Origin of the sequence: Sphingomonas sp. GC_Shp_6 (genome assembly GCF_026540835.1) — a bacterium.
Classification (GTDB): domain Bacteria; phylum Pseudomonadota; class Alphaproteobacteria; order Sphingomonadales; family Sphingomonadaceae; genus Sphingomonas.
This window is the reverse complement of the sequence record NZ_JALNUO010000008.1, coordinates 65707-86005: the sequence shown is the minus strand read 5'-3', so window position 1 is coordinate 86005 and position 20299 is coordinate 65707. Positions and strand designations below refer to the sequence as shown.

The following is a 20299-nucleotide window of genomic DNA, read 5'->3' as shown; positions in this document are numbered from 1 at the left end:
CGGTGGTTTGAGAAAAAGGGCCGCGGGAGAATGCTCCCGCGGCCCTTTTCGTTTGGTCGTCCCGAACCCGTTCCCCGGCGAAGGCCGGGGCCCAGTTGAGAAGGCCGTGGTGGATCATCACCAAGCTTCACCCACCTGGGCCCCGGCTTCCGCCGGGGAACCAAATTTCACCCTAGCCGGCTGGCCGCCAGCGCCTTCAGGTCCACCTGCGGCCGCGCGCCGACATGGCTGATGATCTCGGCCGCGCAGATCGCGCCCAGCGTCAGCGACGCGTCCAGGCCGTGGCCCTGCGCTTGGCCGTGGAGGAAGCCCGCGGCGAACAGGTCGCCCGCGCCCGTGGTGTCCACCACCTTGGCGATCGGCTGCGCGGCGACGGTGGCGCGCGTGCCGTTCTGGATCGCGCACGCGCCCTGCTCCCCGCGCGTGACGACCAGGGTCGGCACCTGCGCCGAGACCTGCGCCAGCGCCCCCTCGAAATCCGCGCCGCTCGCCAGCGCCAGCAGCTCGGCCTCGTTGGCGAACAGGATGTCGATCAGCCCGTCGGCGATCAGCTTGCGGAAATCGTCGCCGTGGCGGCTGATGCAGAAGGTGTCGCTCAAGGTGAACGCCACCTTGCGGCTGGCCTTGCGCGCCACCTCGATCGCGGCGCGCATCGCGGCGCGCGGCTCCTCGGGATCCCACAGATAACCCTCGAGATACAGGATCGCCGCGTCGGCGATCAGCGTGCGGTCGAGCGCCGATTCGGGCAGGAACTGCGATGCGCCGAGAAACGTGTTCATCGTCCGTTGCCCATCGGGCGTCACGAAGATCAGGCAGCGCGCGGTCGTCGGCTCACCGGCGCGGACCGCGGTGTCGAACTGGATGCCGACCGAGCGGATGTCGTGCGCGAACACCTCGCCCAGCTGATCGTCCGCCACCTGGCCGATGAAGCCGCACTTGCCGCCCAGCGCCGCGATCCCCGCGACGGTGTTCGCCGCCGAACCGCCGCTCGCCTCCAGCCCCGGGCCCATCTTGGCATAGAGCGCATCGGCCTCGGCGGGCGAGAACATGAGCTGCATCGAGCCCTTCGTCATGCCCTCGGCGGCGAGGAAAGCGTCATCGGCCTGTGCCAGGATGTCGACGATGGCGTTGCCGATCGCGACGACGTCATAGGTGGGGGTGCTCAAGGCGCTCTCCGATACAGCGATAAAGCCGCCGCCGTAGAGGGCGCCCACCCCGCGTGCAACCGAACGCGTTGACGCGCGCGGGCGCACGTTCCAAGCCACCCGGCATGTTCCGCGCGCTCGCCCTGTCGCTGGCGCAGCTCGGCGATCCGCCGATCCTGCGCGTGTTCGCCAAATCCATGGCGCTGACGCTCGCGCTCTTCGCAGCGCTGGGCTTCGGCCTCTGGTACGGCGTGCGCGGGCCGATCGAAGACCTGATCGGCGAACGCGCGGATACGCTGGCAGGCGCGGTCGCGGTAGCGATCGACGCGGTCGCGCTGTGGCTGTTGTTCCGCGCGGTTGCCATCCCCGTCATCGGCATCTTCGCCGACGAGGTGGTCGCCGCGGTGGAGGCGCGCCACTATCCGGACGCGCTCGCCACCGCGCGGCCGGTGTCGAAGCCGCGCGCCGCCTGGATGGGGCTCGGATCGGGCCTGCGCGCGCTGCTGGTCAATCTCGTCCTGCTGCCCGTCTATTTGGCCCTGCTGGTGACGGGGGTGGGCACGGGGATCGCGTTCATCGTCGTCAATGGCTGGCTGCTCGGCCGCGATCTCGGCGACATGGTGGCCGCGCGCCATCTGTCGGGTGCGGCGCTCCGGGGCTGGCGCCGGTCGAGCCGAGGCGGTCGGTTCCTGATCGGGGTTGCGGATGCAGCGCTGTTCGTGGTTCCGCTGGCCAATCTCGTGGCGCCCGTGCTGGGCGCGGCGATGATGACCCATATCTTCCACCGGAGGCGGACGTGACGCGCAATCTGTGGCCTCTGCTCGCGACGGCAGGCGCGCTCGCGGCCTGCGGGCCCGTCGCCCCCCCGGTGGCGATCGGGCAGCGCGTGGCCGTTCCCTATACCAGCGTCGGGCTGGAGCGCGTGATCGGCCAGAACGCGGCCGGGCTGGTGCAATTGTTCGGCACGCCCGATGCCGACGTGCGCGAGGGGAGCGCGCGCAAGCTGCAGTTCCAGGGGCGGTTCTGCGTGCTCGACGCCTATCTCTATCCCAAGAGCGGCGCGGAGCCCCGCGTCACCTATCTCGACGCGCGCGAACCCGATGGCAGCACGATCGACCGCGCGAGCTGCGTCGCCGCGCTCACCCGGCGCGAGGGCGGGAAGTGAGACGATAGGCTGCGCACGGTCGCGCGGCTCCTGGCGGCCCGTTCCACCGATGTCCGAGACGGCGCGGCCGAAAACGATATTCGGCGGGGTCACCCGGAAGTCATGAGAACGTAGCGTACCCGAAACGATATCGCGTCATCGCCCCTGTCGAACAGGGGGAAAGCATGTCCATCAGAAATCGCCGATCCATCGCTTTGCTCACCGCGACTGCCGCGGTTATCCGCTGCCGCGCCCGCGCCGCATGATCGGCTACTGCCGCTTGAAGGCGGTCGCAACTTCCGCGATCTGGGCGGCTATCGCACCACCGATGGACGTCATGTGAAATGGGGCCTGCTGTTCCGCTCCGGATCGATGCACGGACTGACCCCGCGCGACTATGCCGATCTCGCCAGGCGCGGCATCCGCGTCGTGTGCGATTTCCGCGACGTCCGCGAGCGGCGCGAGGAGCCGGTGAACTGGCCCGGAGAAAACCCGCCGCGCGTGCTCAGCGAAGATTATCGGCTCGACAATGCGGGCGTCATGCCGGCGGGCGATCCCAAGAGCTGGACCGCCGAACAGGCACGCGCCGCGATGACCGCCGGCTATCCGCGCATGCTCGACCTATTTCGCGGCCAGTACCGGCGGATGTTCGCCGAGCTGCTTGCGGGCGATGCGCCGCTGGCCTTCAACTGTTCAGCCGGCAAGGACCGCCCGGGCATCGCCGCCGCGTTGCTCCTGACCGCCCTGGGCGTGCCCGCGCGACCGTGATCGACGATTATCTGCTCACGAACCGCTATCTCGACCCGCGCAAGCTGATCGCTCAGGCGGGGAATGCCGGTCCACTGGCGGCGATGCCGCCCGCCGCCGCGCAGGCGATGATGGCGGCCGATCGACGCTACATCGAAGCCGCGTTGAAGGTGGTCGATACGCATGCCGGCGGCGCGGCGGGTTGGCTTCGCGACGACATGGGGCTGTCCGCCGCGGACATCGCCAAGCTGCGCGGGATGTATCTGGACTAAAATCCGCGCCGCGGTTCGACGGTTTTACCTTGCTCCGTTCGCCCTGAGGTTGTCGAAGGGCCCGTGCCGCACGTGGGCAACAGCCCCTCCCACTCCCCAACCACCCCCGCATCCTCCTCGCCCGCGATCCGCGCCGCCCGCTCCACCCGCCACCGCGCGGGATCGAGGTGGGCCAGCGCCCACACCGCCGTCCCGCGCACCACCGGGGCGGGATCGTCGAGCAGCGCGGCCACCGTGCCGGCCAGCGCGGCGTGGCCGCCATTGCCGGCCGCGATCAGCGCGTTGCGGGTCATCCGGTCGCGGCCGATGCGCTTGATCGGCGAGCCGGCGAACACCTGGCGGAACCCCGCATCGTCCAGCGCGAGCAGGTCGGCGAGTTCGGGCGCGGCGAGTTCGGCGCGGGGCGCGAAGGCGAGGTTCGCGGCGGCCGCGGCGGCGAACTTGTTCCAGGGGCAGACCGCCAGGCAATCGTCGCAGCCATAGATGCGGTTGCCGATCCCGGCGCGCAGGTCGGGCGGGATCGGCCCGGCATGTTCGATCGTCAGATAGGAGATGCAGCGCCGCGCATCGAGCCGATAGGGGGCGGGGAAGGCGTCGGTCGGGCACGCGCGCTGGCAGGCGTCGCACGATCCGCACGCGCCGCCGCCCGGCGTATCGGGCGCGAGATCGCGCGTGGTGTAGATCGCGCCGAGGAACAGCCAGGAGCCGTGCGCGCGGCTGACGAGATTGGTGTGCTTGCCCTGCCACCCCAGCCCCGCCGCCTCTGACAGCGGCTTCTCCATCACCGGCGCGGTGTCGACGAACACCTTCAGATCGGCGCCCGATTCCACCGCGAGCCAGCGCCCCAGCGCTTTCAGCGCGCGCTTCATGACGTCGTGATAATCGCCGCCCTGCGCATAGACCGAGATGCGGCCCACATCCCCCACGTTCGCCAGCCGCAGCGGATCCTCGGCGGGCGCATAGCTCATGCCGAGCGCGACGACGCTGCGCACCGCGGGCCAGAGCGCCGCCGGGCTCTCGCGCTGGTGTGCGCGCTCGGCCATCCAGATCATGTCGCCGTGCCGCCCCTCGGCCAGCCACTGGTGCAGCCGCACCCCCGCCATCGGCGCCGCATCGCCGCGCGCGATGCCGCAGGCGACGAAGCCGAGTTCGGCGGCCTTCGCCTTGATCCGCGCTTCCAGGCCCAACGGGAGGTTGTGTTCGTCCACGCGAACCCGCTACCACAGGCGCCGTGGTCGGGGGAATTGGCACGTGGCGAACGGGTTGGCGGTGAGTGCCACGGGGCTGGTGAAGCGGTTCGGCGACCGGCGGGTGGTCGACGGGCTCGACCTGGCGGTGCCTTACGGTGCGATCTACGGCGTGCTCGGCCCCAATGGTGCTGGCAAGACGACCAGCCTGCGCACCCTGCTCGGCATCCTCGAACCGGATGAGGGCGCGCGCGAGCTGCTCGGCCACGCCTCGCCCAGGGATGCCAGCGACCGGGTCGGCTATCTGCCCGAGGAGCGCGGCCTGTATCCGCAGATGAAGGCGCGCGACGCGATCGCGTTCATGGGCGCGCTGCGCGGGCTCGATCGCAAGACGGGGCGCGCCCGCGCCGCGGTGCTGATGGAGGCGGCAGGCCTGGGCCATGCGGTCGACAGCAAGATCCGCAAATTGTCCAAGGGCATGGCGCAGCTCGTCCAGCTGCTCGGCTCGGTGGTGCACCAACCCGATCTGCTGGTGCTCGACGAGCCCTTTTCGGGGCTCGACCCGGTCAACCAGGAGCGGCTGGAGGCGCTGATCCTCGCCGAGCGCGATCGGGGCGCGACCGTGCTGTTCTCGACGCATGTGATGGCGCATGCCGAGCGGCTGTGCGACCGGCTGGCGATCATCGCCGGCGGCCGGCGGCGGTTCGAGGGGACGGTGGACGATGCGCGCGGGCTGCTGCCGCAACGCGTGCTGTATCGCCCCAGCCGCACCGACGCGGCGGTCGCTGCCGATCTGCCGCGTGATGCGGTGGCCGAAGGCGAGGCGTGGCGCTTCGAGCTGCCGGCGGACGGGATCGAGCCGCTGCTCGTCCGGCTGATCGATGCGGGTCACGGCATCGCCGGCCTGTCGATCGAACGGCCGGGGTTGCACGAGGCGTTCGTCCGCATCGTCGGTGACCAGGCGGTGGAGACGGTGCGATGAGCCGCGTGTCGCGCACCCTGCGCCAGACGCTGACGATCGCGCGGCGAGATTTCATCGCCACCGTCTTCACGCCGATCTTCCTCCTCTTCCTCTTCGCGCCCGTCATCATGGGATCGTTCGGCGCGATCGGCGGCCTGGGCGCGGCGAGCGTGGCGGACGGCGGGCCCGAGCGCAGCCGGATCGTGGCGATCGTGCCCGTGCCGCTCGCGCGCCCGATCGCCGAGGTCGACACGCGGCTGCGCGGCGTGTTCCGCCCCGACGAGCAGCCGCCGGGCCTCACCACCCTCGCGCCCGCCGCCAATGCGGCGGCGCAAGCGCATGCGGCGTTCCGCGCGCGCGATTACGATGCGGCGGCGGTGCTGTACGGGCCGCTCGATCGCCCGCACATCCTCTATGGCGCACGCGGGGATCGCGCGGCCGAATATCTGGTGACGCTCGCGCAGGCGACGCTGGCGGCGCAGCGGCTGGGCGGCGCGCTGCCCGTGGTGACGCCGGTGCGCATCCCCGTCGTCCGCGCGGCCCCCACGCGCGGCGGGCGGCACCAATCGGCGTTCTTCGCGGTCTTCGGCATCTTCTTCCTGACGCTGTTCCTGGCGGGGCAGGTGGTCGGCACGATGGCGGAGGAGCGCAACAACAAGGTGATCGAGATCCTGGCCGCCGCGGTGCCGCTCGAATCGGTGTTCCTGGGCAAGCTGCTCGGCATGTTCGGCGTGGCGGTGCTGTTCGTCGCCTTCTGGGCGACGGTCGTCGGGCAGATCGGCATGCTGATGCCGCCGTCGATCCATGGCGCGCTTGGCGAACTGCGCCCCGCGGTGGGCACGCCCGTCTTCACCGGCTTGTTCATCGTCTATTTCACGATGGCGTATCTGCTGCTCGGCTCGGTGTTCCTCGCGGTGGGTGCGCAGGCGACCACGCCGCGCGAGATCCAGATGCTGTCGCTGCCGATCACCATCCTGCAGGTGGCGATGTTTGCGCTGGCGTCGGCTGCGGTGCACGCACCGGGAAGCTGGGTGGCGACGCTGGCCGAGACGTTCCCGCTCTCCTCCCCCTTCGCCATGGCGGGCCATGCCGCCAACGCGCCGGGGCTGTGGCCGCATGCCGCCGCAATCGCGTGGCAGGCGCTGTGGGTGGCGATCTTCATCGCGATCGGCGCGCGGATGTTTCGCCGCGGCGTGCTGCAATCGGGCAGCGCGCGGCCACGGTGGCGGCGCGCCAAGGCCAATTGACAGGGATGTCAGTTGTCGCCCATCCTCGTCCCGAGGAGAGCGGACGATGGCGACTTTGGCGACCGACGTGCAGGCCGGGATCGATCCGCTCGACGTAAGCCGGGCCGAACTCTACCGCGACGACTTATGGCAGGCGCCCTTCGCCCGGCTGCGCGCCGAGGCGCCGGTGCACCACGTCGCCGACAGCGATTACGGACCTTATTGGTCGATCTCCAGCTACAAGGGGATCGTCGAGGTCGAATCGCTCCCCGATCTCTATTCGTCGGAAGCCGGCGGGATCACGCTCGCCGATTTCCTGCCCGACAGCGACGTGCGCATGCCGATGTTCATCGCGCGCGACCGGCCCGTCCACACCCAGCAGCGGCGCACCGTCGCGCCCGCCTTCACGCCGTCCGAGATGGCGCGGATGGCCGCCGACATCCGCGCGCGCACCGCCGAGATCCTCGATGCGCTGCCCCAGGGCGAGACGTTCGACTGGGTGGCGACGGTGTCGGTCGAGCTGACGACGCAGATGCTCGCCATCCTGTTCGACTTTCCCTGGGAGGACCGCGCGAAGCTCACCTTGTGGTCGGATTGGGCGGGCGACATCGAACTCATCAAGACGCCCGAGCTGCGCCGCCAGCGGTTGGAGCACATGTTCGCCTGCGGCGCCTATTTCCAGCAATTGTGGGACGCCAAGGTCGGGCAGGCCCCCACCCCCGACCTGATCTCGATGATGATCCATTCGGATGCGATGAGCCATATGGATCATCACGAATTCCTCGGAAACCTGATCCTGCTGATCGTCGGCGGCAACGACACGACGCGCAATTCGATGTCGGCACTGGCTTACGGCCTCGATCGCTTTCCCGATGCGCGCGCGAAGCTGGAGGCGGATCCGGGGCTCATCCCTAACACGGTGCAAGAGATCGTCCGCTGGCAGACGCCGCTCGCGCATATGCGGCGCACCGCCACGCGCGACACCGAGCTGATGGGGCAGACGATCCGCGAGGGCGACAAGCTGGCACTCTGGTATATCTCCGCCAACCGCGACGAGACGGTGTTCGGCGACGATGCCGACGCGATCCGGGTCGACCGACCCAACGCGCGCCGGCACCTGGCGTTCGGCCACGGCATCCACCGTTGCGTCGGCGCGCGCCTGGCCGAAATGCAGATCGGCATCCTGCTGGAGGAAATGGCGAAGCGGCGGTTGCGCGTGAACGTAGTGGGCGAGCCGACGCGCGTCGCTGCCTGCTTCGTGCACGGCTATCGCGCACTGCCGGTAGAGATCGGCCGCTATTGAGCGGCAGACTCAGTTCGGCTTGACGATCTCCGCACGCATCGGCTCGTCGGCGCCCGAACAATCGCCACCGCTGCGCGCGACCGCGGGCGGCTTCACGCGGCCCATTGTCCAATTGGCCTGCATCCGCACACGCGGGTTCGGCGCGCACCAGATTTCCCCGGTGTCGTTGATCGCGGTCACCCAGATCAGGTTGTGCTCCTGCCCGTAATCGATCACCGCTATCGCGAACCCCGCGCCCTTGTCGAGCACATGGACGGGGATCGGCGGTTCAAGCTGCTGGAAACTCATGGGGACGCTCCGGTGATACCCCCCTCAAGCGCGCGTCGCCGCATCGGGTTCCACCGGCATCTTCCGGCGCGTCGCGGCGTACCTATATGCCGACGTATGGAGAGCCCGATGACCGATCACGACCGCCGCCAATTCCTCACGCTCGCGGGAACGGGCACCGCCGCGTTCGTGCTGTTCGGGTGCACCGGCAGCCCGGCGCGCGCCGAGAGCTTCGCGGTGACGCACAGCGATGCGGAGTGGCGCAAGCGCCTGTCGCCCGCCGCCTACGACACGCTACGCCACGAGGGCACCGAGCGGCCCTTTTCGTCGCCGCTGAACGGCGAGCATCGCGCAGGGATCTTCGCGTGCGGGGGCTGCGCGCTGCCGGCCTTTTCCTCGAAGACCAAGTTCGAGAGCGGCACCGGCTGGCCGAGCTTCTGGGCGCCGCTGCCGAACGCGGTGCGCACGCGCGACGATTCGTCGCTGGGGATGAGCCGCACCGAAGTGCATTGCAGCCGGTGCGGCGGGCATCTCGGCCATGTGTTCGACGATGGGCCCAAGCCCACCGGCAAACGCTATTGCATGAACGGCGTGGCGCTGACCTTCCGGCCGGGCGCCGCCTGAAACGGTTCGCATCCCCGCACCGGGCGGGGATGCGTCGTCCCGATCAGCGTGGGGCGGTGGAGCCGCCCGTGCCACGACCCGGACCGCCGCGACCACGGCCGCCACCACCGCCGCCGCCGCGACCACCCTGGCCGGCCGGACGCCCACCGCCCTGACCGCCGCCACGGCTGGCGCCGGCATAGTTGCGGCCTCCCGTCGTGCCGGTCGCGCTCGGCGAATGCGTTGCGCGCGGGCGTGGGGGCTGGCGCTGGCGATCGACGCGCGGGGCCGGATCGTCGCCGATCGCCTTGGTGCGCGTCGCCTTGATCTGCGCGGCCTGCTGATTGAAATCCTCCGGCAGCGTTTGGACGGTGATCTTCTGCCGGGTCAGCCGCTCGATATCGCGCAGGTACGGCTTCTCGTCATCGGCGCAGAACGCGACCGCGATGCCGCTCGCCCCGGCGCGCGCGGTGCGGCCGATACGGTGGACATATTGCTCGGCCACGTTGGGCAGCTCGAAATTGATGACGTGGCTGACGCCCGAGACGTCGATGCCGCGTGCCGCGATGTCCGTCGCGACCAGGATCGTCACCTTGCCCGACTTGAACTCGCCCAAGGCCCGCTCGCGCTGGCCCTGGCTCTTGTTGCCGTGGATCGCGTTGGCGGCGATGCCGTTGCCCCCCAACAGCTTCACGACGCGGTCCGCGCCATGCTTGGTGCGGGTGAACACCAGCGCGCGGTCGATGCTCGGATCCGCGAGCGTGATCGTCAGCAGCGCCTGCTTCTCGGCCTGGTTGCAGAAGGTGACATACTGGTCGACGCGCTCCGCGGTGGTGGAGGCGGGCTTCACCGACACCGTCTTGGGATCGATCAGGAACTGGCCCGCCAGCTCACGGATCGCGTTCGGCATCGTCGCCGAGAAGAACAATGTCTGGCGCTTCTTGGGGATCATGCGGACGATCTTGCGCAGCGCATGGATGAAGCCCAGGTCCATCATCTGATCGGCCTCGTCGAGCACCAGGATCTCGATCATCGACAGGTTGACGAAGCCCTGCTCGACCAGATCGATCAGGCGGCCGGGCGTGGCGACGAGGATGTCGACGCCGCGGCTCATGTCCTGGCGGTTCTTGTTGATGCTGGTGCCGCCGAACACGGTCGTCACCGACATTTTGCTGAACTGGCCATAGCCACGCGCGCTGTCGGCGATCTGGCTGGCGAGTTCGCGCGTGGGGGCGAGAACGAGCATGCGGCAATGCGTCGGCAGCACGCGCTTGGGGCTTTCGGTCAGCCGCTGGATCGAGGGCAGCACGAACGCCGCCGTCTTGCCGGTGCCGGTCTGCGCGATGCCGAGCAGATCGCCGCCTTCGAGGCAGATCGGGATCGACTGCGCCTGGATCGGAGTGGGGGTGGTATAGCCCTTGGCTTCGAGCGCGCGGACGAGCGGCTCGGCAAGGCCGAGATCGGAAAAGGACATGGAAAGACTTTCGACACTGATGCCGAACGCGCGTCAACGACACGCGGAGGGCGGGGGAAAATGACGCCCCGCGTGAAATGGGAAGCCCGTTGATTCAACGATCGTGGCGGAGCTGGGTGCGGGAGTTGCTCCCGTCGCCCGATCACGCTGCTAGACGCCTCGATTGCGGCGGCAGTTATGTTGCGATGCGGGGAAAGTCAAGATCGCTGTTCCCCGGCGAGGGCCGGGGAACGAGAGGAGGAGCGCCGAAGACGCTTCCCGCTATCGCCCGCAGCGATTAAGGTCGCGCAAAAGCCTGAAGGAGAGCGCGCGTGAAACTGGCAAGCCTGAAGCAGGGGCGCGACGGCGCGCTCGTCGTCGTCTCCAACGATCTCGCCTGGTGCGCCGATGCGGGCCATATCGTGCCCACGCTGCAGGCCGCGCTCGACGATTGGGACCGGGTGGCGCCGCTGCTCGAAAATCTGGCGACCGATCTGGCGCACGAGGCGATCCCGATGCGGCGCTTTCACGAACATGCCGCCGCCGCGCCCCTGCCCCGCGCCTACCAATGGGCGGACGGCTCGGCCTATGTGAACCATGTGGCGCTCGTGCGGCAGGCGCGCGGCGCCGAGATGCCCGAGACCTTCTGGCACGATCCGCTGATGTACCAGGGCGGATCGGACGGGTTTCTGGGGCCGCGCGACCCGATCCCGCTCGCCGACGAGGCCTGGGGATGCGATCTGGAGGCCGAGGTGGTGGTCGTCACCGGCGATGTGGCGCAGGGCGCGACGCGCGACGCGGCGCTGGCCGCGATCCGGCTCGTGGGGCTCACCAACGACGTGAGCCTGCGCAACCTGATCCCCGGCGAGCTGGCCAAGGGCTTCGGCTTCTTCCAGTCCAAACCCGCGAGCGCCTTCTCGCCGGTGTTCGTCGCCCCCGATTCGCTCGGCGGCTGGTGGCGCGACGGCAAGCTCCACCGCAAGCTGATGGTCGACCTGAACGGCCAGCCGTTCGGCCGGGCCGAAGCGGGCGAGGACATGACGTTCGATTTCGGCACGCTCGTCGCGCATGCCGCGCGCACGCGGCGGCTGGGCGCGGGCACGATCGTCGGCTCGGGCACCGTGTCGAACCGCGATGCGGATGGTGGGCCTGGGCGCCCGATCGCGCATGGCGGCGTCGGCTATTCCTGCCTCGCCGAAGTGCGCACGATCGAGACGATCCGCGGCGGCAAGCCCGAGACCCCGTTCCTCAAACGCGGCGACACGGTGCGGATCTGGGCGGAGGACGACCGACACCACTCGATCTTCGGCGCGATCGAACAGGTGGTGGAATAGCGCCCATACCGGTTGGCCCCGCTTCCCCCCTCGCCACGGCTCTTGAAATTTTATAACAAGGGTCCGAAAGCGGACCCGAGCGTTCCACCAGGGTCCGCGAGATGGAGAGACGAGTGGCCAGCGACAGCCCGCGTGCCAATTTGCAGCCGCTTTCGCTGCACGTGCCCGAGCCGAAGTTCCGGCCGGGCGACGCGGTCGATTTCGCCGCGGTTGAAGTGCCGCCGGCGGGCGAGGCGCGCCGCCCCGACACCGCCGCCGACGCCGGCGAATTCCGCGATCTGGCCTATACGCTGATCCGTGTGCTCGACGAGGACGGCCAAGCGGTGGGGCCCTGGAATCCGAAGCTCTCGCCCGACATGCTGCGCCGCATGTTGCGCAGCATGGCGCTGCTGCGGGCGTTCGACGAGCGCATGTTCCGCGCCCAGCGCCAGGGCAAGACGAGTTTCTACATGAAGGCCACGGGCGAGGAGGCGGTGTCGATCGCCGCCGCCTATGCACTCGACCGCGACGACATGTGCTTCCCCTCCTATCGCCAGCAGGGGCTGCTGATCGCGCGCGACTGGAGCCTGGTCGACATGATGAACCAGATCTATTCGAACACCGCCGACCGGCTGCAGGGCAAGCAATTGCCGATCATGTATTCGGCGAAGGACGCCGGGTTCTTCTCGATCTCGGGCAATCTCACCACCCAATATCCGCAGGCGGTGGGCTGGGCGATGGCGAGTGCCGCGAAGGGCGACACCCGGATCGCGGCGACCTGGTGCGGCGAGGGCTCGACCGCGGAGGGCGATTTCCACTCCGCCTGCACCTTCGCTGCGGTATACCGCGCGCCTGTCATCATGAACGTGGTGAACAACCAATGGGCGATCTCCAGCTTTTCGGGGTTCGCGGGTGCCGAGGCGACGACGTTCGCGGCGCGCGGCGTGGGATACGGGATCGCCGGGCTGCGCGTGGACGGCAATGATGCGCTGGCGGTCTATGCCGCGACGCTCTGGGCGGCCGAGCGCGCGCGGACCAATGCCGGGCCGACGCTGATCGAGCATTTCACCTATCGCGCCGAGGGCCATTCGACGTCGGACGATCCGGGCCAGTATCGCTCCGAAGGCGAGCCCAATGCCTGGCCGCTGGGCGATCCGGTCAAGCGGCTGAAAGAACATCTGATCGCGATCGGCGAATGGGACGAGGAGCGGCACGCCGCGCAGGACCGCGAGCTCGCCGATTTCGTGAAGGCCGCGCAGAAGGAGGCCGAGGCGAACGGTATTCTCGGCCACGGCCTGCACCAGCCGCTCGACACGCTGTTCGACGGCGTGTTCGAGGAGATGCCTTGGCATCTGCGCGAGCAGCAGCAGCAAATGATCGACGAGGAAACCGCGAGCGGCCGGCCATGGGACCGGAAGTGAAACGCTTCTCCCCTCGTGGGAGAAGGTGGCGCGCAGCGCCGGATGAGGGGGCGTGTGTCCAAGCAGCGTCCCCCTCGCCCTCCCACTCGGTTGCATCGAGCGGGCCCCTCCCTCTCCCACAAGGGGAGAGGGGCAATGAGTGAGACCATGACCGACAACGCCCCCACCACGCGTATGAACATGATCCAGGCGATCAACTCCGCGCTCGACGTCGTGATGGCGCGCGATGCAGCGGTGATCGTGATGGGCGAGGATGTCGGCTATTTCGGCGGCGTATTCCGCGCGACCGCTGGGCTGCAGGCGAAGTTCGGCAAGACGCGCGTGTTCGACACGCCGATCACCGAATGCGGCATCATCGGCGTGGCGGTCGGCATGGGCGCCTATGGCCTGCGCCCGGTGCCCGAGATCCAGTTCGCCGATTACATCTATCCCGCGCTCGACCAGCTCGTCAGCGAGGCGGCGCGGCTGCGCTATCGCTCGGCAGGGGAATTCACCGCGCCGATCACGGTGCGCTCGCCCTTCGGCGGCGGCATCTTCGGCGGGCAGACGCATTCGCAGAGCCCCGAGGGCATCTTCACCCACGTATCGGGCATCAAGACGGTGATCCCGTCCACCCCCTATGATGCCAAGGGCCTGTTGATCGCGGCGATCGAGGACAACGACCCCGTCCTCTTTTTCGAGCCCAAGCGGATCTACAACGGCCCGTTCGACGGCCATTGGGACCGCCCGACGCAGAACTGGTCCAAACATCCGGCGGGCGAGGTGCCCGAGGGCTATTACCGGATCGACCTCGGCACCGCCAACATCGTGCGGCCGGGCGAGGCGCTGACGATCCTGGCATACGGCACGATGGTGCATGTCTGTCAGGCGGTGGTCGCGGAAGCGGGGATCGATGCCGAGATCGTCGACCTGCGCACGCTGGTTCCGCTCGACATCGCCACGATCGAGGCGTCGGTGAAGAAGACCGGGCGCTGCATGATCGTGCACGAGGCGACGCGCACCGGCGGCTATGGCGCGGAGCTGTCCGCGCTGGTGCAGGAACGCTGCTTCTATCATCTGGAGGCGCCGATCGAGCGCGTGACGGGCTTCGACACGCCCTATCCGCACAGCCTCGAATGGGCCTATTTCCCGGGGCCGGTCCGCATCGGCGAAGCCCTCAAGAAAATCATGAAGGACGCATGATGGCGCGTTTCACGTTCAAGCTGCCCGATATCGGCGAAGGCATTTCGGAAGCCGAGATCGTCGCCTGGCACGTCAAGGTGGGCGACCGGATCGAGGAGGACCAGCCGGTCGCCGACATGATGACCGACAAGGCGACCGTCGAGATGGAATCGCCCGTTTCCGGCACGGTGGTCGAACTGGCGGGTGACGTCGGCGACCAGGTGTCGATCGGCGCCGCGCTGGTGGTGATCGAGACCGAGGCGGCCGCCGGCGACACCGTCGTCGCCGCGCCCGAAACCGCGGCACAGGCCGAGACGGCCGAGCAGTACGAAGCGGAGAACCCGGGGGTGGAGGAGGGGGTGGAGACGGCTCTCCCCGCCGCATCCGGTTCCCCGGCGAAGGCCGGGGCCCAGGTGGGAGGCGCCGGCGACGACGCGCAGCCCTCCACCACGCCCGACGCACCAACTGGGCCCCGGCCTTCGCCGGGGAACGAAAAGCCTGCCGCTCACGCGCTCGCCTCCCCCGCGGTGCGCGCCCGGGCGCGCGATCTGGGCATCGACCTCGCCACGGTGAAGACCGAGGGCGACCGCGTCCGCCACGCCGATCTCGACGCATATCTGCGCTACGGCTCGGGCCAGGGCTATCATGCGCCGGGCGCCTCGCGCGCGCGGGCGGACGAGGCGATCAAGGTGATCGGCATGCGCCGCCGCATCGCCGAGAACATGGCGGCGTCGAAGCGCGCGATCCCGCATTTCACCTATGTCGACGAGATCGACGTGACCGCGCTGGAGGCGATGCGCACGGACCTGAACGCAAACCGGGGCGGCCGGCCGAAGCTCACGCTGCTGCCGCTGATGATCGTCGCGATCTGCCGCACCCTGCCCGATTTTCCGATGCTCAACGCGCGCTACGACGACGAGGCGGGCGTGGTGACGCGCGGCGGCCGGGTGCATATGGGCATGGCGACGCAGACCGATGCCGGCCTCACCGTGCCCGTCATCCGCGACGCGCAGGATCGCAACGTCTGGCAGCTCGCCACCGAGATCGCCCGCCTGGCCGAAGCCGCGCGCGCGAACCGGCTGACGCCGGGCGAGATGGGCGGCGGCACGATCACCGTCACCAGCCTGGGGCCGCTCGGCGGGATCGCGACCACCCCGGTCATCAACCGCCCCGAAGTGGCGATCATCGGCCCGAACAAGATCGTCGAGCGCCCTGTCTTTGTCGCCAATGGTCGAGGGGGCGACGAGATCCGCCGCGCGAAGCTGATGAACCTGTCGATCAGCTGCGACCACCGCGTGGTCGACGGCTGGGACGCGGCGAGCTTCGTGCAGGGGCTGAAACGCTTCCTCGAAACGCCCGTTCTGCTCTTCGCGGACTGAGGAGGGACGGCAATGAAGGGCATGCACAGCGGATCGCTGGTGATCGAGGGGCGGTTTGGCGGCATGCTCCGCGGCACCGCGATTGTCCCCGCCGGCGCCAGTGCGGAAATTGCCGGCATCGTCGACGGGATTCTGATCGTGGAGCCCGGCGCTACCGTCCTCGTCAGCGGCATGCTGAACGGCGAGATCGTCGATCGCGGTGGTCAGGTGCGCATCACCGGAATGGTCACTTGAGTCCTGCCCCACGCGCTATCCGGGGAATGCGGTTAATCGTCTCCTAACCATTTACGGCGATGGTCGCCCCGATCAGAGGAGACGACCGTATGCCGACCACCCGCGCCATCCGCGCGACCGACATCGCCGACTTGCTCGACGCGCTGCCGGCGGGCGTCACGACGATCAGTCTCGATTGCTTCGACACGCTGATCTGGCGCGCGACGCATGCGGCGGTCGACGTGTTCGCAGGCATCGATCTGCCGGGCGGCGCGATGGGACCGCGGATGTGGTCGGAGGGATCGGCGCGGCAGATCGCGGCGCAGCGCGGCGGAACCGGGAACAGCGGGGCGGTGGAGATCCGCCTGGCCGATGTCTATCGCCATCTTCACATCGATGCCGCCCCGGAGCGGATCGAGGCGGCGGTGGCGCATGAACTGGGCGAGGAAGCGCGTCACGCCTTCGCGTTCGCGCCCATGGTCGCGCTGATCCGCGAAGCGCATGCGCGCGGCCTGCGCGTGGTGATCGTCAGCGACATGTATCTGAGCGAGGCCGAGCTCCGCCGCCACATCGCGGGCGCCGCGGGCGACGACGTGCTGGCGCTGATCGCGCACGTCTTCGTCTCGGCCGACCATGGTTCGGGCAAATGCGACACGCTGTTCGATCATGTCCTTGAAGCGCTGGACGCCGATCCGGCGACGATCCTCCACATCGGCGACAATCCCGCCGCGGATCTGAAGGCCGCCGCCGCGCACGGGCTGCACGCGGTCCACCTGCTGCAGTTCGACGCCGCCAGCGAGACCCGGCTGCGCCACGAGGCGATCGCCGCGACGATGATCGATCCCGCGGCGCGCGTCACCCGCCCGGTGCTCCAGCCGCACCGCGCCGCGGTGTCGCTGCGCGCATGCGACGAACCCGCCTATCGGCTGGGCCATGACGTAATAGGCCCGGCGATGCACGGCTTCGCGCTTTGGGTAAAGGCCGAAGTCGATGCGATGACGGCGCGGCTCGGCCGGCCGGTGCGCCCGCTGTTCATGATGCGCGACGGGCATCTGCCGCTGCAAGCGTTCGAGACGCTGTTCCCCGATGCGGGCGCCGTGGGCGTCGAGATCAGCCGCTTCGTGGCCGGGCGCGCGGCCATGTTCGACCCGGACAGCCTGGAACGCTATCTGGGCGACTGGCTGCCGCGGTTGCCGGTTCAGGCGCTGGCCCGCCAGATGATGCTCACGCCCGACGATTGGGGCAAGATCGCGAAGATCCCGAACCGCGCGGCGCAGGAGGCCGCGTTCGTCCGGCTGATCGGCAAACCCGAAATGCGGCGCAAGATCCTGCGGCGCACTGACACGTTCGCCACCAAACTGTGCGCGCATCTGGCGGCGGCCGGGGTGACGCCCGGCGATGCCGTGATGCTGGTCGATCTCGGCTATAACGGCACCGTCCAGAATCTGGTGACGCCAATGCTCCAGCACCGGCTGGGGCTGACCGTCGCCGGCCGCTATCTGTTCCTGCGCGAAGGGCAGATGTCGGGCCTCGACAAGCGCGGCATGCTCGACACGCGCCGCTATGAGGCGCGCACGCTGCACGCGCTCACCTCCAGCGTCGCGCTGCTCGAGCAATTGTGCAACGTGGCGCAGGGATCGACGGTCGATTTCACCGCCGACGGCACCCCGATCCGCGAGAAGCCCGACATGAAGGCGGAACATAGCGCGGTGCGCGACGCGGTGCAGGCGGCGTGCATCGATTATGTCCGCACCTGCGACGCCGGCATCCAGGCGCCGGCGGCGAGCGACGATCTGGACGCGCGCGTCCAGGCCGCCGCCGCGGCGCTGGCCCGGCTGTTCTTCCTGCCGAGCGCCGACGAGGCCGCCTTGTTCGCCACGTTCAACTTCGACACCAACATGGGCACGAACGCCTGCAAGCCGCTATTCGATACGCAAGGCGCCGAGCGCGGATTGCGGCGTCTGGGGCTGCCCTATCTCAACCAGGGCAACGGCATGTACGTGCCCGGCGAGATCCAGCCCAAGGGCCTGCCGCTCGCACTCACGCTGTTCGCCAGCGCGCGATTCTCGATGGACCTGCGCACCACCGATTTCGACACCGGCGGCGTGACTATCCCCGTCATCCTGCTGGGCGACGGCGGCGAGGGGATCGTCGAGCGCCCCGCCTATCCGACGATCGACGGCTATTATCGGATCGACGTGCCGGTCGGCGCGGGACGGTTCGTGCCCGGCATCCAGTTCGGCCATGTCTGCGAATGGCTGCAGATCGAGGAGGTGCTGTATCGCCCGGTGGCCGCCGACGATACCACGACGCCCCGCGCCGCCGCGCATGTCACCGACGCGATGGAGGCGATGGCACCCGGCCTCTACCGCGCATCGCCGCAAGGCCTGCTGATGGCCCCGCCCCCGCCCTCCACCACGCCGCAGATGCTGACCGTGGTGTTCCGCCCGATCCAGTGGCGCGGCGCGGCGGCCGAAGTGGCGCGGGCGGCTTAGCGCGAAAGGACGTTCGTTCGATCCGGTGTCCAAGTCCGTTCGTGCTGAGCTTGTCGAAGCACGCTTTCCACCGTTGAGCCCTCGCGTGCGGAACAGGCCCTTCGACTAGCTCAGGGTGAACGGTCGAGAGTGCGACCGGCTGAACTAGCCTCGTTTCCGCGGCCTCACGCCCGACCCGGCAAAGCCGTGTCGTCGGACGCCGCTGTAGCGGCGCCGGCCGATCGTCTAGCGAGCGCCGGCTTCGCCAGGGCGCGCGCTAGACGATTTCAAACAGCCCCGCCGCGCCCATGCCGCCCGCCGTACACATCGACACCACGACATAGCGCACGCCCCGCTTGCGCCCCTCGATCAGCGCATGGCCCACCAGCCGCGATCCGGTCATGCCGAACGGATGGCCGACCGCGATCGCGCCGCCATTGACGTTGTAGCGTTCGGGATCGATGCCGAGCGTGTCGCGGCAATAGAGGCATTGCGACGCGAACGCCTCGTTCAGCTCCCACAAGCCGATATCGCCGACCGACAGCCCCGCGCGCGCGAGCAGCTTGGGGATCGCGAAGACCGGGCCGATCCCCATCTCCTCGGGCCCGCAGCCCGCCGCCTGGAAGCCGCGATAGATGCCGAGGATGTCCTTGCCCTCGGCCTCCGCCGTGGCGCGGTCCATCACGATCTGCGCCGACGCGCCGTCGGACAATTGGCTGGCATTGCCCGCCGTCACGCTGGTGCCGGGGCCGGTGAATTCGCCGCCGGGCCACACCGTCTTCAGCCCCGCCAGCGCCTCGGCGGTGGTGCCGGCGCGGATGCCCTCGTCCTGCGAGACGGTGACGGTCTCGGTGCCGGTCTGCGTGCCGGCCTTGTCGAACAGCGCCTTTTCGACGGTGATCGGCACGATCTCCTCGGCAAAGGCGCCGTTCGCCACGCCGGCGGCGGCGCGCTGCTGGCTCGTCGCGCCATATTCGTCCTGCGCGGCGCGGGTGATGCCGTAACGTTCGGCCACGATCTCGGCCGTCTCGATCATCGGGATATAAGCGGCGGGCTCGCGCGCGGTGACCGACCGGTTGACGTAGCGCGGCGCATCCTTGTTCACGGTGAAGCTGATCGATTCCATGCCGCCGGCCAGCGCCACGTCCAACTCGTCGCACATGATCGAGCGCGCGGCGAGCGCCACCGCGGTCAGCCCCGATCCGCATTTGCGATCGAGCGTGAAGGCGGGCACCGATTGCGGCATCCCGGCGGCGAACACCGCCATCCGCCCGGCATTGCCGCCTTGCGTGCCCCATTGATTGCCCACGCCCCAGAAGATCTCGTCGATCCGTGCGGGATCGATCCCGGCGCGCTCCACCACGGCATTCATGACATGGCCGGCGAGCACCGGCGCCTCGGTCGCGTTGAACGCGCCGCGGTAAGCCTTGCCGATGGGGGTACGGGCGGTGGCGACGATTGCGGCTTCGCGCATGGGGGTGCCTTTCGAGGATCGGGTATGGATTTCGTCTAGGCCTTCGCCGACGCTGTGGAAAGAGCGCCATTGTGATCGCGGGTCGGTTGCGCGCATGGGGACGCCGATGAACGAAACCGCCAATCTCAGCGGCGCGGCGCATGTCGTGCAACTCGCGCTAACCCCGATCTTCCTGCTGACGGGGCTCGCCTCGTTGCTGAACGTGTTCTCGACGCGGCTCGGCCGGATCGCGGACCAGGTCGATCGCCTGTCGGGCGATCCGGACCGCCACCCGCGCCAGCTCGCGCGGCTCCGGGTGCGTTCGCTGGCGCTCGACGTGGCGGTGCTGCTGGCGGCGCTGGCAGGCGCGCTCACCTGCTGCGCGGCGTTCACGCTGTTCCTCGGCGCGCTGCGCAACGCGAGCACGGGGCGGCTGCTGTTCGGCTTTTTCGGCTTCGCGCTGGGCTTTGCGGTGATCGCGCTGGCGGCCTTCGCGTTCGAAACGGTGCTGTCGGGCCGATCGGTGCGCGAACAGGCGCAGCCCGAGGGCGATACGCAGGAAGCGCCCCAGCCCTGA

General features: G+C 69.2%; 20 protein-coding genes. 15 read left to right on the top strand and 5 right to left on the bottom strand.

The features are described 5' to 3' along the window. Positions 1 to 167: 167 nt before the first annotated feature. Positions 168 to 1166, bottom strand: coding sequence for an adenosine kinase (locus tag OXQ95_RS11180; RefSeq protein WP_267381612.1), 999 nt, complete (start codon positions 1164 to 1166; stop codon positions 168 to 170). Positions 1167 to 1270: 104 nt separating this feature from the next. On the opposite strand from OXQ95_RS11180, the gene OXQ95_RS11175 reads away from it, so the two are divergent. From OXQ95_RS11175 to OXQ95_RS11160, 4 genes are all read left to right on the top strand, one after another. Then, the gene (locus tag OXQ95_RS11175) at positions 1271 to 1945 is read left to right on the top strand and encodes an EI24 domain-containing protein (RefSeq protein WP_267381611.1); all 675 of its coding nucleotides are present in this window, start codon (positions 1271 to 1273) and stop codon (positions 1943 to 1945) included. Continuing rightward, complete coding sequence (locus OXQ95_RS11170; RefSeq protein ID WP_242098074.1) at positions 1942 to 2310, top strand: hypothetical protein; 369 nt, start codon at positions 1942 to 1944, stop codon at positions 2308 to 2310. The genes OXQ95_RS11175 and OXQ95_RS11170 overlap by 4 nt, the downstream gene beginning before the upstream one ends. 129 nt (positions 2311 to 2439) lie before the next feature. Further along, positions 2440 to 3057, top strand: coding sequence for a tyrosine-protein phosphatase (locus tag OXQ95_RS11165; RefSeq protein WP_346731942.1), 618 nt, complete (start codon positions 2440 to 2442; stop codon positions 3055 to 3057). Beyond that, entirely contained in the window at positions 3054 to 3308 is a 255-nt protein-coding gene (locus OXQ95_RS11160) for a tyrosine-protein phosphatase (RefSeq protein WP_267381610.1), read from the top strand. Before OXQ95_RS11165 ends, OXQ95_RS11160 begins: the two co-directional genes overlap by 4 nt. Here OXQ95_RS11160 and queG read toward each other — a convergent pair. Beyond that, the gene (queG, locus tag OXQ95_RS11155) at positions 3305 to 4516 is read right to left on the bottom strand and encodes a tRNA epoxyqueuosine(34) reductase QueG (RefSeq protein ID WP_267381609.1); all 1212 of its coding nucleotides are present in this window, start codon (positions 4514 to 4516) and stop codon (positions 3305 to 3307) included. The genes OXQ95_RS11160 and queG overlap by 4 nt on opposite strands. Before the next feature lie 43 nt (positions 4517 to 4559). On the opposite strand from queG, the gene OXQ95_RS11150 reads away from it, so the two are divergent. Genes OXQ95_RS11150 through OXQ95_RS11140 form a run of 3 tightly spaced genes read left to right on the top strand, consistent with a single transcriptional unit; the run spans position 4560 to position 7985 of the window. Next, positions 4560 to 5477, top strand: a complete 918-nt coding sequence (locus OXQ95_RS11150; protein ID WP_267381608.1) for an ATP-binding cassette domain-containing protein — start codon at positions 4560 to 4562, stop codon at positions 5475 to 5477. Beyond that, positions 5474 to 6703: an ABC transporter permease gene (locus OXQ95_RS11145; RefSeq protein WP_242098078.1), complete on the top strand. Its 1230-nt coding sequence runs from the start codon at positions 5474 to 5476 to the stop codon at positions 6701 to 6703. Before OXQ95_RS11150 ends, OXQ95_RS11145 begins: the two co-directional genes overlap by 4 nt. A gap of 46 nt (positions 6704 to 6749) precedes the next feature. Continuing rightward, positions 6750 to 7985: a cytochrome P450 gene (locus OXQ95_RS11140; protein ID WP_267381607.1), complete on the top strand. Its 1236-nt coding sequence runs from the start codon at positions 6750 to 6752 to the stop codon at positions 7983 to 7985. A 9-nt stretch (positions 7986 to 7994) separates the two neighbouring features. Here OXQ95_RS11140 and OXQ95_RS11135 read toward each other — a convergent pair whose 3' ends face one another. Next, positions 7995 to 8273 carry a hypothetical protein gene (locus OXQ95_RS11135; RefSeq protein ID WP_242098080.1) on the bottom strand — a complete coding sequence of 93 codons (279 nt, stop codon included), beginning with the start codon at positions 8271 to 8273 and terminating at the stop codon, positions 7995 to 7997. Between the two features lie 108 nt (positions 8274 to 8381). On the opposite strand from OXQ95_RS11135, the gene msrB reads away from it, so the two are divergent. Further along, the gene (gene msrB / locus OXQ95_RS11130; protein ID WP_242098081.1) at positions 8382 to 8876 is read left to right on the top strand and encodes a peptide-methionine (R)-S-oxide reductase MsrB; all 495 of its coding nucleotides are present in this window, start codon (positions 8382 to 8384) and stop codon (positions 8874 to 8876) included. A gap of 43 nt (positions 8877 to 8919) precedes the next feature. Here msrB and OXQ95_RS11125 read toward each other — a convergent pair whose 3' ends face one another. Next, entirely contained in the window at positions 8920 to 10329 is a 1410-nt protein-coding gene (locus tag OXQ95_RS11125) for a DEAD/DEAH box helicase (protein ID WP_267381606.1), read from the bottom strand. 311 nt (positions 10330 to 10640) lie between these two features. Here OXQ95_RS11125 and OXQ95_RS11120 point away from each other — a divergent pair, with 311 nt between their 5' ends. From OXQ95_RS11120 to OXQ95_RS11095, 6 genes are all read left to right on the top strand, one after another. Beyond that, the gene (locus OXQ95_RS11120) at positions 10641 to 11642 is read left to right on the top strand and encodes a fumarylacetoacetate hydrolase family protein (protein ID WP_267381605.1); all 1002 of its coding nucleotides are present in this window, start codon (positions 10641 to 10643) and stop codon (positions 11640 to 11642) included. A 101-nt stretch (positions 11643 to 11743) separates the two neighbouring features. Next, a complete protein-coding gene (locus OXQ95_RS11115) occupies positions 11744 to 13042 on the top strand; it encodes a 3-methyl-2-oxobutanoate dehydrogenase (2-methylpropanoyl-transferring) subunit alpha (RefSeq protein ID WP_267381604.1) in 1299 nt (432 codons plus the stop codon). Between the two features lie 174 nt (positions 13043 to 13216). Then, positions 13217 to 14224, top strand: coding sequence for an alpha-ketoacid dehydrogenase subunit beta (locus OXQ95_RS11110; RefSeq protein ID WP_242098107.1), 1008 nt, complete (start codon positions 13217 to 13219; stop codon positions 14222 to 14224). Then, a complete protein-coding gene (locus OXQ95_RS11105) occupies positions 14224 to 15582 on the top strand; it encodes a dihydrolipoamide acetyltransferase family protein (RefSeq protein ID WP_267381603.1) in 1359 nt (452 codons plus the stop codon). The genes OXQ95_RS11110 and OXQ95_RS11105 overlap by 1 nt, the downstream gene beginning before the upstream one ends. Before the next feature lie 12 nt (positions 15583 to 15594). After that, entirely contained in the window at positions 15595 to 15816 is a 222-nt protein-coding gene (locus OXQ95_RS11100) for a hypothetical protein (RefSeq protein WP_267381602.1), read from the top strand. An 89-nt stretch (positions 15817 to 15905) separates the two neighbouring features. Further along, on the top strand, positions 15906 to 18290 hold the full coding sequence (locus OXQ95_RS11095) for an HAD family hydrolase (RefSeq protein WP_267381601.1): 2385 nt from the start codon (positions 15906 to 15908) through the stop codon (positions 18288 to 18290). Between the two features lie 256 nt (positions 18291 to 18546). On the opposite strand, the gene OXQ95_RS11090 is transcribed toward OXQ95_RS11095, so the two are convergent. Next, the gene (locus OXQ95_RS11090) at positions 18547 to 19743 is read right to left on the bottom strand and encodes an acetyl-CoA C-acyltransferase (RefSeq protein ID WP_267381600.1); all 1197 of its coding nucleotides are present in this window, start codon (positions 19741 to 19743) and stop codon (positions 18547 to 18549) included. A 106-nt stretch (positions 19744 to 19849) separates the two neighbouring features. Between OXQ95_RS11090 and OXQ95_RS11085 the strand changes: the two genes are divergently transcribed. Next, positions 19850 to 20299, top strand: a complete 450-nt coding sequence (locus OXQ95_RS11085; protein WP_267381599.1) for a DUF2721 domain-containing protein — start codon at positions 19850 to 19852, stop codon at positions 20297 to 20299.